The following is a 12,160-nucleotide window of genomic DNA, read 5'->3' on the forward strand; positions in this document are numbered from 1 at the left end:
TCATCGGCCCTAGTACGAGCGCGGGCTTTTCGTGGTGCGGTGCGCGCACATTCAGCGTGACCCGGCTTGATCTCCTCCCGCAAATCTTTTTGCGGGTAGCCGGCGGAGCCAATCCGACTCAGATCTGCCGGGCCGTTCGAAAGAGCGGATCGAAGGGCGCGATGGTACAGCGCCAGGCGTGACGTGCCTGTCGCGGGTCCTTATGAACATCGAGCAGCGGGTAGTTTCACCAAGCCAGGCGGCGGCCATCTAAGAGCGCGATGGTGCCGCTCGGAACATTATATTGGCGTATTGAAGACAATTCGGCGCATAGTCATAAAACGGAAAAACGCACGCTGGCGCCTGGTCGCCTGAGTACTCGCAACAGGGATGAACAATGAGCGAAGCACCACATCTTACGTTTAACCTTGACACCCCTGGCGTAAGCACGGGGCACCTTGTTGTGCCGAAAGGCGCGGATTGCGAAGCTCTTTCGCTCCCGGTCTTTAGCTGCAATAGAGGGGAGGGACCGAGCCTACTTATCACTGGCGGAAACCATGGCAATGAACTGCAGGGGCCGATTCTTGCTCGGCGACTTGTTGAATGGCTTCCCGAGGCGCAGAGGTGCGGAAGGATTATTATCGTGCCAGAGATCAATCCACTTGCCGTGCAAGCTTGGACCCGCAACACGCCAATTGATGGAAAGAACCTCAACCGAGTGTTTCCGGGCCGGTCGGATGGCTCGGTAAGCGAACGGATCGCAGATGCCATTTCGCGTCTATTGTTGCCTTTGGTGGACAACGTACTCGATCTGCACAGTTTTGGGCCAACTTGGGATTGTGCACCGTCGATCATCTCACACCCTATTGCTGATATCGATCAGATGACGAAGACGGTCAGCGTTTCAGAGGCATTCAAGTTGCCGGTGACGTTGCTCTGGGAGCACAACGAAACGGAGGGAATGTTCGATACTTGGGTGCATAGACAAGGCAAGACATTCATTTGCACTGAATTTGGCGGCGGCGTAGTCAGCGCCGATGCTCTCACCATCTACGAAGCTGGGGTGCGCAATGGCCTCATTGCGCTAGGCTTGGTCGAGGGCAAGGCGGAATATCCAACGTTCCGTCAGCAGAAGTCCGGCCAAACACTAGAAACAACTTCCTCCGACCAACTGAAATCGCCTTCACCGGGCATCTTCGAACCGCGCTGCTCGGTGATGGATGAAGTGAAGCAGGGAGATGTGATAGGCGTCCTACATCCGATGGGTTCGCTGTCCGTTGCTTCCATCGATATTCGCGCGCAATCGAAATCTATCGTGTTCGCCATCCGGTCAGCAATATATGTCCACGGCAACGAAGAAGTGGCGATACTCGCACGTCCCTTAGCTCACTGAGGGTCGGATGTTCGTCGTCAACCACCCGAGAGATTAAGAGGAAAACGGTAACGTACCGGGCACTGTCAGGTGCAGACCGGGGTGTCGTTCCACCTCATGACGGGTCTTTGTCTCGAAGAGATTGGCACGGCGATCACCTGATCGTTAAGCCTCACTGAGGATGGGTACTAGCCACCCATCGAAAGCCCCCCGCGAGATGGTCTTTAAGGACTGACAATGCGCGACATGATACTGCAGGACATCTCCGAAAGCTTTTCCGACACGTATTTCAAAGCGCGCCAGAAGTTCCTCGACCTCGCCAAGTCTGTGAAATCATATAAATCGCCAGCCAGGGGACTAGGTGGCGAGGAATTGTTCACCGATGTCGCTTGGGTGGGCAATCCAGACGCGTGTCATGTGGGCGTATTGATCTCTGCTACACACGGCGTAGAGGGCTACTGCGGGTCGGCTGGGCAAGTGGACTGGATGCGAGGCGGCAGTGCGAGATCGCTGGGGCCGGACCAGGCAATGTTGCTGATACATGCACTCAACCCATATGGTTTTGCATGGAACCGCCGCGTGACCGAAGAGGGTTGTGACCTTAATCGCAATTTCGTGGACTTTTCGCAGCCTCTTCCAACTAATCCGGGGTACGACGATCTTGCCGGTAATCTAGTCCCAGCACTGATGAGTGGTCCGGTGTTTGAAGCCTCTGAGCAGGCCATTGACAAATTTCGCAAGAAGAATGGCGAAGTCGCCTTCCAAACCGCGCGAAAGGCTGGACAATATCGTTATCCCGACGGCGTATTCTTCGGAGGCTTCGGTCCCAGCCATTCGCGTTTGACGCTAGAGAGAATTTCGGAAGATTTCTCTCTAAAATCCCGGGATCAGGTGGTGATTGTCGACGCACATACCGGGCTGGGTCCCTTTGGATACGGCGAGCTTCAGACTGAGCAGCCCTCTGGGCTTGCTGGTTATGAACGTGCATTGGCAATGTTCGGCAGATCGGTAACCTCGCCTGATCTTGGGACCTCATCGTCAGTGCCGATACGGGGCTGCGTTGATGAGTTTTGGCAGCGGCTGCTAGGTGAGCGTCACATTTACGTAGCGCTTGAATTCGGTACGTTCGATCCGGAGAACGGTCGAAAGGTTCTTAGAGAGGATCATTGGTTAGCGAAGAATCCCGACGCTGACCCGGACCTTGCACGAGCCGTCCGACTCCGTCTTCGCGAACACTACGATCCGAGGTCGGAGGATTGGCGCGAAATGATTCTTTGGCGCAGCCGTCAGGTGCATAGGCAAATGGTTGAGGGCCTCAGATCTTGGAGGTAGATCGTGGCTTGCTGACATAGCCAGACAAAGCAGGGGCATCGCGGATGGCAATTAAAGATGACGTTCAGCTGCCACGCTGTCAATGACCGTGGACCCCGCATTTTCGCGCAAAAGGGGGCAGACTCAATCTCGCTGCATGTGACGGCTGAAGTCGCGATCCGAGGGGGAATCAGCGCGATTAACGGAGATCTGGGTCGACGAAACTGGCGCCGGCGGGCTTCATCGTCGAGCATGCGGAGATCGACACGGATTGCGTATTTCTTGACGTGCGCACTACGGCGGTTTCGGCAACGTGCCCGTGCTGCGGGACCAGTTCACTCCGGACCCAGAGCCGATATCTGCGGCAACCCGCCGGTTTGCCGATCGCCGGTCGGCGGGTTTTCCTGCGGGTGACGGTTCGCCGTTTCTGGTGCGACGCCGTTCTTTGCCGCCCCCGCATTTTTGCCGAACGGCTTGGCCCCGATATTTTGGCTCCGTTATCGCGAAGGACCGGACGTCTTGAGACGATCGTTCATCACTTGGGGCTCGCGCTTAGCGGCAGGCCGGCTGCGGCCTTTGCCAATCGCCTCATGATGCCGGTGAGCAACGATACTCATGTTGCGTCGTGCCCCGCAGGACTGAACAGCCGCGTGATGAACTCGCCATGATCGGCATTGACGACTTTGCATTGCGGCGCGGTCAGCGATACGGGACGATTGTCTGCGATCTCGAACGCCGCAGGCCAATGACCTTGCTGCCTGACGCGAGCAGGCGACATCGCAGGTATGGCTCATGGCCATCCGTCCATCACGACCGTCGCGCGTGACCGAGGTGGTGGAGATGGCGAGGCAATCGCCAAGGCGTTGCCGCATGCCGATCAGGTGGCCGACTGCTGGCACCTGATGGAAAACGCCGCCGAGCCTTTCTCGACGAAGTTAGCAAATCCATGCGGCAGATTCGAAAGGCCGTCGGCAGCACCATCATAGATCCGAGGCTTCTCACCTATGCCGAACGGCTACAGTATGAGGGATATCAGCGCCGGCAGGAAGCCAACGAGGCCATTCTGGAATTGTCGAAGCAGGGCATTCCGATCAAGCAGATCGTCAAGCGTACCGGGCATAGCCGCAAGCTCGTCCGTAGCGTCCTGCGCGGCCAACGCTCCGATGTGTTTCGCGTTCGACAAAGCTCGCTCGAGGAATGGCTCCCCTGGCTGGACAGCCGTTGGGGCAAGGCGCGCACAATGCATCGGCGCTCTGGCGCGAAATGCGCGAGAAGGGCTTCCGCGGCCAGATCGGCGTCGTCTCTAAATGGGCGCAGCGCCGACGCCTTGCTGAAAGGGCCGATCAAAGTGCACTTGCCCTCACGCCTTCGGCACGAAGCATCGCCAGGCTCATGACGCTGGCGCGTGACGACCTGTCCAAATCGGACGCTGTACTGATCGCCGCAATCGAGAGCAATGTTCCTGACCTCGTCACCGCGCGAACGCTTGTCGCCAACTTTCAGCAGATGATCCGGTCAAAGGCGGTCGCCAGATTGGACGCTCGGCTCGACCACGCCAAGGCAAGTCTCGTCGGCTCCTTCGCGAACGGCGTAGAGAAAGACATCGCCGCGGTCCGCAATGCCATCATATCTCCATGGTCGAACGGCCAAACTGAATGCCAGATCACCAAGCTCAAACTCATCAAGCGGCAGATGTATGGCCGCCAAGATCGGTCTGCTCCAGCGCGCCTCATCGGTGCAACTTAGGCTGTGGTCGAAGCGGGAATGCGTCAGAGCCCCGTTTGGACGAAAATCACCCCTCAACATGGTCCTCATTCCACGAAAAATCACAGCCACGCCGGTTTGAGCAATTCACCCTAGCGCCGGCGAGTTGCAAACGAACAATTGCCGCCCACTTCGATGCGCATCGGCTGTTAGTTCTTGACGGCCAGCGGAAGTCGCCGCCGGTATCGTTGATGGTGTTGGCGATGGTGGCATTCATAGCGATGGCAGTTTATCAAGATGCGCGCGTCCCATGTCATCTCGTCGCGAGAAGACAACAATCTGTAAACTGGATTGGACTGCGGCGGCCGATGGCGGTCTATTCCTGATCAAGGGCATGGATTTGATTGCAGCCTACAGGGCACCTCGAATGAACGAATTTTTTTTGCAGCAGTTAGTAACGATCGCAACATCTCGCGTCGAGGCTGAGCCTGCCGATCTTATGCGAAACGTAGCTCTGACTCACAAGATGGCAGCGCACTCGACGAAAACTGCGGCCGTTTTTTTCGATCGTCCGCTGTCACGCTAAGATGAGCTCGCGCAACCCCAAGCAGATCGATGCGATTGGTGTCAGCGATCTGCCAGAACGACTCCAGGACATCATCCGACGCCGTGACGCGGTGCTCGGTCCTGGCTACCAATTTTCCGAGACGATTCCGGTGGAGTTTGTCTCGGGATTTGGTGCTCACTTAGTAGACATCGACGGCAATGACTATCTCGACGCGTTTAACAACGTGCAGGGCGTCGGCCACGCGCACAAGCATGTTGCGGACGCCGTTTCCCGCCAGATTGCCACAGTCAACACTGATACACGCTACCCCCAGGAAGCGCTGGTCGCCTATGCTGAGCGGCTACTTGCAACATTCCCAGCTGAACTGTCGAAGCTAAGCTTGCCCTGCACTGGATCTGAAGCAAATGACCTTGCAATTCGAGTCGCGAGGTTCCATACGGGCGGCGAGGGTATCATAGTTACTCGCTGGGCGTTTCACGGTCGCACTCGTGAAGTCGCCAGTTTTTCCCCGATGTTAGGCGCAGGATCCCCGCTCGGACCAAACGTCCGACTTATTGCCGCTCCTGACCCCAGGTTCTGCGGGCCCGAACAATCCCTTGAGAAGTATATGCGGGATCAAGTGCGTTCCGCGATCGTTGATCTCGAACGGCATGGCTACAGGCTAGCGGCCTTGGTTGCCGATTCCGCTTTCACCTCCGACGGTATTTTTACTCACCCTGTGGGCTTCATGCAGGCGATGGTCGAGCAAGTTCATGCCGCTGGTGGCCTTCACATTGCTGACGAAGTTCAATCAGGGTTCGCTCAGCTCGGAGATTCGATGTGGGGTTTCACTCGGCACGGGGTGGTTCCTGATATCGTCACGATGGGCAAAGCGATTGGGAACGGTTTCCCCATCTCTGGCGTCGTCTTCCGCCCGGAGGTCTCGGACGAATTCGGAAAGAAGGTCAGTTACTTCAACACATTGGGCGGCCGATTGCTTTCTATAGCCGCGGCGTCCGCAGTGCTCGATGTGTTCGAGCAGGAGAATGTGCGTGAACGCGTTGCCGTGAACGGAGCAACCCTGCTGTCAGGGCTTGAAACGCTGACAAGGGATTCTCCTTATGTTGCGGAAATCAGAGGCAGCGGCCTGTACCTTGGCGTTGAGATCGTCAAGGACAGAACGACGCTCGAGCCCGATCCTATTCGTTGCGAAAGCGTCATCAAGGACCTCCGCGATCGTCGAGTTCTGATCAGCCGGACCGGCCCCGCAGGTAACGTGTTGAAAGTTCGTCCTCCAGTCGCTTTCACCGCAGCGGACGTGTCTCGATTCCTTGAAACATTTTCCATCGTAGCGAAACAGCGGCTCTAGAGGGCTCTGGCAACATGAACAAATTACCTGGCGCAATGCTGCAACGGCTCCTGGAGGAGAGCAGCTTGCTCTCATCAACCCAATCTATCGACCCCTTGTTGCTGGACAACATGCTTGAGAGGCACTACGGCCTCAGCGGACAGGTTGAACGATTGGGCAGTGAAAAGGGCAATACGTTCAGGTTCAAAACCGGCGTGAATGAATACCTCGTAAAGGTGTCACCGTCCGATGAGCCTGAACAAATTACGGCGTTGCAGATTGCAGCGATGCGTTATCTTGATGACGCCGCTCACGCCTTGCCGATCCAGCGGATCAAGCCCACCCTTGAGCGAAGGGATAGCGTTCCAATCGACTTGGGGGATGGCACCTGTCGAACACTTAGCGTCTTCTGTTTTGTTGAAGGCCTATTATGGGAACAAATGGATGCTAATGTCGAGCAATTGACCAAGGTCGGAGACATGCTCGGGCGGGTAAACATTGCGCTGCGATTATTCGGTCATCCAGCTGCCGAGCGCAGCTTAGTTTACGACATTAGGCACTTCCCCCATTGGGCGGGACTTGTTGATCACGCGCCAGACCCCAGGCACCGATTGCTGGCTCAACGGGTCTTCAGGCTCTTTGAGGAAGTCGTTCTGCCGAGGCTGACAAGTCTTGAAATGCAAGTGATCCATGGTGACTACGCTCCCAACAATGTCGTGGTGGATCCGGATAGCGATGTCTTCGTTAGGACCATCCTTGACTTTGGTGACACTGTCCATAGCGCGGTGATCTTCGATCCCGCCAATACGGTCGCGCACCTGATCGGCCGCACTCAGGAGAACCCTTGGGAGGATGCCTTTGCCTTTGTCGCCGGGTACGAGCATAGCCGGCCGATAAACCAGTCAGAACTCCCACTTTTGCCAGTTGCGGCTCTCGCGCGGCTCACCATGCTGGCGTTGATCAGGTACTGGAAGGCGGAGCGCGCACCTGACCAGAGCGAGGAGCTACTGGCTAGTGCCGAGTATTACTGGGCGAACCTAGAGCGGGCCATGGGCGTACCACTGGATGACGTGGTTGCGCAATTCCGCTACCGCGCCGTTGATGGTGCTTGAGCCCAGCAATAGGAAGTAGGTGGCGCTTGAGGGAACGTTGCCCACCACCACCATACAATCGAGTACCTCGGCGATCGTATGCGATTCTAGATATTTAGTCCCGGTATCCGTGAACGCCAGAGATCGGGAATTCTTCTTTGTTCATGATACCCGGACGCAAAAGTGCATCTGGAGCGCATATTGGTTAGCCGACGCATGTCCGTGGCCGTCGAGTACGGAACGTAGCCCCAGGGGCGTATTTCTTCCCTCAACTTGACCGACTACAACCAACGATAAGGAGTTATCTATGACTACGGCCGAATCGATTCCTTTCACCGGCGCACCGTTTCCAAAATCAGAGTACGAACGACGGCAGAAGAAGGTGCTTGAAGAGATAGCCCGATCCGAGCTGGACGCACTCGTGGTCACCGCGCACGGTCATCTCCAGTATCTCAGCGGATACGATGGAACAGGTGCGTATTTCATGCCGTTTCCGTTGATCCTCGTGCCGGGACGGGCTCCAATATGTGTAGTTCGGGAATACGAGTTGACTGGCGTTCGTGCAGAGAGCTGCATCGATGAGTTGGTTGGTTATACAGAGCAATCAGATTTTGCCAAAGTGGCTGCCGACGTTTTACGCAGGTCGGGACTAGCAGGCAAGAAGGTCGGGTTCGAGCTGGGCTGCTGGGGCCTCGCTCCGGCAGATGTATATGCGCTTCAGACCCTCATTCCCGAAATGAAAATTGCCGATGCCTCTCGTCTGGTCTCATCGGTTATGGCCGTGAAGAACGAGTTGGAGATTGCTGCAATGCGTCATGCGATGGCCGCGACTGACGTGGCCGTGCGTGCATTTCAGCAATCTCTGAGGGCCGGCATATCCGAAGCTGAAATGGCGGTGGCCATCCAGAGTGAGGTTACCAAGTCCGGCGGCGAGGACGTCAGGCTTGTCTCAGTCGGATTTGGCGAGAGGACGAAGCTACCGCACACGAAGCTGACACGCCATCCAATGGGTAACAACGAACCTGCGATGGTTGAAGTCGGCGGCATTAAGCAGGGGTATGCCGGGCCTCTGGTTCGCGGTGCCGTGCTTGGTAAGCATGCTGAGACCGAGACTTTGCATGCCTTGGCGGAGGAGGCACTTGAAGCCGCCATCACTGCAATCAAGCCAGGTGTAACGGCGGGAGAGGTGGACGCGGCGGCTCGCAGGGTGATCAAGCGATCTGTTAGACCCAAAGCTCTTAATCATCGGGTTGGATACCAGACCGGATCCCCATGGGGCGAACGCGGCAATATCAGCCTGGAGCCCAGCGCACTGGACGTCCTTCAGGCCAATATGACCGTCCATATGCCCATCATTCTCATTGGGGAAGGTCGTTACTTGTTTGGCTGCAGCGAGACTGTCATGGTGACGGAGCGCGGAGCAGAAATACTCAGCGGTACAACACACGCACTCTATCGCGCGTGATGCGTCGCAGCGACCAAAATCGTCTTTTTACTCTGTTCATGCCTCCGGCAACACAGCGAACAAGAAACGTTGAAGCAGCTAAGCTGTCTTGGGGGTCGTGCCCCAGCACGTGGTGTAAGTCGACGGCGAGGACGCCGCTGGCGAGCGCGCCTTCAACAGCTTCATCTCGGCGGTCATCGGTTTTCCTTCGAATCAGGTTGATGTGAGCAACCCGACCCTATGTATGGACCGGCTGCCTTTCGCAAGTGAGGCGTGCAAGGATAGAGGAAGTCGCTCATATGTATCCGGCCTGTCGATCGGCTCGTGGGCCGTGGCCTTTATGGGGAATACGCACGCACCGTTGGTCTCATTAGCGGATAGGTTGGCGAGCACCATTAGGGTTGCCAGACTTTGGATGCGTTCATCGATCCGTTCCATGCTTTCTCAGTCGCGAACTTGGTCGAGGCGTCGGCTCAGATGGCGCAGATCAGATCGACCCAGCGTCACGCCGTAGAAGAAACGCAAGGCGCAAACGGTCTGGTTCAACGCGCCCCACGAGATCCTTCGGCCCACTAAGTGGGCCTGATATAGGCGCGCACCTCTTCGTATCCCAGTTGATCGGGTGAGCGTCCAAAAAATCGACTGAACTTCGCCACGTGATGCACGTAGGATCGCTGGGTCTCCGGTGACAAATTGCGGATCGTCAGATCTTCAATCATCCGCTGACGCAGAGGGCTTATCTGGGCCATCTGGGGTTCTCCTGTCTGGAAGGTTGGCTCGACACCAAATCTTCTCAGACAGGGGCGTCCTCAGGCCAGACCCGCGCATAAGCTACCGCGGCAGCGGTTTAGTTCAATCATAAAACCACCGTCAGTGGAATCCCTTTATGGGTCCGGACCCTAGACAGCCCATGGCCGCGGGCGTCCAATTCAGTTCGCAGATTGGTGTCTTCTTGCGACGAGATGACGGCATACGCGGTGGTGGCCGGAGCCGCCGAGCAGGCGTCAGGTGCTGCGCGGGTCGGCCCCGATGCGCCGGCGCCATTCGCCAGCGCGCTGCGCTCATACCCTACGACCGGATCCGTCACTCGCCCCCCAACACCCAGGGAGGAAGGCTCTGCGGTTCAAGTACACCCGTCGTGAGATGGGCGATTGCTCAGGTTGCCTGAGGCCGTCGAGGTCTGCTTCTGGTGGCCGATCAGATCTTTAATCCCGCGATGCTGATCGACCTCTCTCGGCGCGAGGCTGACGTCTGGGCCGGAGAGACCCAGCCGCTTCATCTAGCCCTAGGCGAAAGGCGCAAAGTCACGTTCGGCTGGGGATAGCGGTTCCGAAATACCGCCTGTGGGCGATATCCAGGATGCGATTGATCAAGCTCGAGTAGCTGTGTCCAGCTGTGCTCGCAGCCACGCAATACGATGAGCCCTTTGTGAGGCACGGATTGGCGCTGATCTCAAGGACAAAAGGCTGGCCGGAGCGGTCGATCCGGATGTCGACGCGGGCATAGTCCCGGCACTGGCAGGCGCGGAATGACGCAATCGAAATATCTCGCAGGACCGCCGCAAGCCTGCTCCCGATCTGTGCCGGGCAAATCTTCGACACCGCAGCAGCCGCCACGTACTTCGCTTCCCAAGTCATAAGACGCGTTGCGCGATCGCCAAAGTCCTGCTCCACGAGCGGAAATACCTCGAGTTCTCCGTTTCCAAGCAGCGGAACGGTGATTTCCCGCCCCTCAATGTATTCTTCAACAAGCGCCTCCTGCGCAAACTGCTCGACAATGACTTCTACGGCCTGCTTTAGCTCAGCGGGTTCATGTACGAGCTGCAATCCGAGGCTGTCACCTTCACGAGGAGGCTTCACTACCACTGGAAATCTCAGGTCTCCAGTATTCTCATCGCCTCGATGCATCACTCGAAATTTCGGCGTCGGCACACCGCGGTCGCGCATGAGTATCTTGGTGACGACCTTGTCGTTAGCAAGCTCGTGTCCGAGCGGGCTTGCTCCTATGTAGGGAACGCCGGCCATCTCGAGCATGGCAGGAACGTGGGAGAAGCGGGACTCGCCCTGAATTCCACCAGCCAAGTTGAAGACGAATCCTGAAGGGCGGCCTTGCGAATCGGGTGGCATGAACCGCTCAAGCGTAGTTAGCATGCCTTTATCACCCTCACACAGCAGCACCTCGTGGCCGCCTTCTTGCAGCGCCGGCACCACACTGTCGCATTCCCACGCTGTGCAAGGCTCCGGCGGCTGCGGCAAAGGCTGGCCGAATCGGTTGATCACCCCCTTAAGGTCTCTGTTCGTAACAACGGCTACTCGCATGAGCTACTCCTTTGATGTTTGATCGGTTTGACGGTGACTCGCTCGGATTTGCGCGGTGCCCCGATTACCTGCGCGAGTACTAACAGACCAGCCTGTCAGAATGCTGATGAACAATGTCATCAGCACTAAATGCACTCCGGACTGAAGGTTGCTGCCGGACGGAAGATGCCGCCGGTCCGCAGGCAGCCCCAGCGCCGCTGGCGCGTCCAACGGGATGCGCAGCAGGTATTGCGTGGCCGAGTGTCATGTGAACTCCTGCGTTTGAAGACTGCGCGACGGCCACTGTCGGAACAGGCATCTGGTGATACCCTCGCAATTGGCATGCCACGAAAGGTGTCGCGAGCAAGGAGCACAAAATGAAGGGCACCCTCAGCCAGCTTAATACTAGCAGCGTCCAGGGACGTCTGGTTCTGAGCACGGATTGTCCTCAATCGAACTAAGGCTTGTTGAGCTTCAGCGTGATTATGACGGCCGCTGCGAAATTGAGAAGGCTGCGAAGCTCTTGCGGATTCTGATGCGCGCACCGTTCCGTCACCGTGTGTGCGGTTCGGTCAAGCGGCAGCAGAGATGGGTGGGCCATAGTGCTGGTCACGCGGCTTCGCGCAGAGCGAGCTTCTTGTGCTCGCGCAGATCATCCATATTGTAGCGGTTGGTCTCCATCCAGTTTTCGTTGGTTTCAACGGCCAATGTCCTGACCAGGCGCAGGCAGCTTTCGGATTGGGGAAGATGCGCACGACATAAGTGCGCCGGCGGATTTCCTCATTGAGGCGCTCCAGCATGTTCGTAACCGCTATAATCATGACGTGCCATCTGGTCCCCCGCTGGAGATGCGAGATTTTCGGCCTATCGTGCGACCATCCGGGACAGGGGCACCGGGAGCACGCCAAGTGTGGGCAGGCCGAGGTATTCGATCAGATGCGAGCTCGCGTTAGTAGCTGGCCGCCCCTGCGACCTGCCCGGTTCCGCCGAGAGCGCGGATCCGTAGGTGTCGCGTCGCCCGCCGGCTCCCGATTGTTCAAGGAAGAGGGAGCCGATGAGACGTGTGA

The 12,160-nt window shown here is 57.3% G+C and carries 6 protein-coding genes and 3 pseudogenes; 6 read left to right on the forward strand and 3 right to left on the reverse strand.

Annotation, left to right across the window (positions count from 1 at the left end):
* Positions 1-376 precede the first annotated feature (376 nt).
* The 6 genes and pseudogenes from NKK52_RS30420 (at position 377) to NKK52_RS30445 (ending at position 8,817) form a co-directional block, all read left to right on the forward strand.
* The gene (locus NKK52_RS30420) at positions 377-1,372 is read left to right on the forward strand and encodes a succinylglutamate desuccinylase/aspartoacylase family protein (RefSeq protein WP_023682821.1); all 996 of its coding nucleotides are present in this window, start codon (positions 377-379) and stop codon (positions 1,370-1,372) included.
* A 216-nt stretch (positions 1,373-1,588) separates the two neighbouring features.
* Complete coding sequence (locus tag NKK52_RS30425; RefSeq protein ID WP_023682820.1) at positions 1,589-2,683, forward strand: M14 family metallopeptidase; 1,095 nt, start codon at positions 1,589-1,591, stop codon at positions 2,681-2,683.
* Positions 2,684-2,886: 203 nt separating this feature from the next.
* A pseudogene (locus tag NKK52_RS30430) lies at positions 2,887-4,408 on the forward strand (ISL3 family transposase).
* Between the two features lie 545 nt (positions 4,409-4,953).
* On the forward strand, positions 4,954-6,282 hold the full coding sequence (locus tag NKK52_RS30435) for an aspartate aminotransferase family protein (RefSeq protein ID WP_023682817.1): 1,329 nt from the start codon (positions 4,954-4,956) through the stop codon (positions 6,280-6,282).
* Between the two features lie 14 nt (positions 6,283-6,296).
* On the forward strand, positions 6,297-7,373 hold the full coding sequence (locus tag NKK52_RS30440) for a phosphotransferase (RefSeq protein WP_031203886.1): 1,077 nt from the start codon (positions 6,297-6,299) through the stop codon (positions 7,371-7,373).
* A gap of 286 nt (positions 7,374-7,659) precedes the next feature.
* Positions 7,660-8,817, forward strand: a complete 1,158-nt coding sequence (locus NKK52_RS30445) for a M24 family metallopeptidase (protein ID WP_023682815.1) — start codon at positions 7,660-7,662, stop codon at positions 8,815-8,817.
* Positions 8,818-9,279: 462 nt separating this feature from the next.
* On the opposite strand, the pseudogene NKK52_RS30450 reads toward NKK52_RS30445, so the two are convergent.
* The 3 genes and pseudogenes from NKK52_RS30450 to NKK52_RS30460 form a co-directional block, all read right to left on the reverse strand.
* Positions 9,280-9,545, reverse strand: a pseudogene (locus NKK52_RS30450) (site-specific integrase); the annotation flags it as partial.
* 555 nt (positions 9,546-10,100) lie between these two features.
* Entirely contained in the window at positions 10,101-11,114 is a 1,014-nt protein-coding gene (locus NKK52_RS30455; RefSeq protein ID WP_023682814.1) for a D-alanine--D-alanine ligase family protein, read from the reverse strand.
* A 588-nt stretch (positions 11,115-11,702) separates the two neighbouring features.
* Positions 11,703-11,902, reverse strand: a pseudogene (locus NKK52_RS30460) (transposase); the annotation flags it as partial.
* Positions 11,903-12,160: the final 258 nt, after the last annotated feature.

Source organism: Mesorhizobium sp. C277A (assembly GCF_040324395.1).
In the GTDB taxonomy this organism is placed as follows: Bacteria; Pseudomonadota; Alphaproteobacteria; order Rhizobiales; family Rhizobiaceae; genus Mesorhizobium.

Coding starts and splice junctions, on each gene's coding strand:
- NKK52_RS30420 (WP_023682821.1), top strand. CDS start 377: ATGAGCGAAGCACCACATCTTACGTTTAACCTTGACACCCCTGGCGTA.
- NKK52_RS30445 (WP_023682815.1), top strand. CDS start 7,660: ATGACTACGGCCGAATCGATTCCTTTCACCGGCGCACCGTTTCCAAAA.
- NKK52_RS30435 (WP_023682817.1), top strand. CDS start 4,954: ATGAGCTCGCGCAACCCCAAGCAGATCGATGCGATTGGTGTCAGCGAT.
- NKK52_RS30440 (WP_031203886.1), top strand. CDS start 6,297: ATGAACAAATTACCTGGCGCAATGCTGCAACGGCTCCTGGAGGAGAGC.
- NKK52_RS30455 (WP_023682814.1), bottom strand. CDS start 11,114: ATGCGAGTAGCCGTTGTTACGAACAGAGACCTTAAGGGGGTGATCAAC.
- NKK52_RS30425 (WP_023682820.1), top strand. CDS start 1,589: ATGCGCGACATGATACTGCAGGACATCTCCGAAAGCTTTTCCGACACG.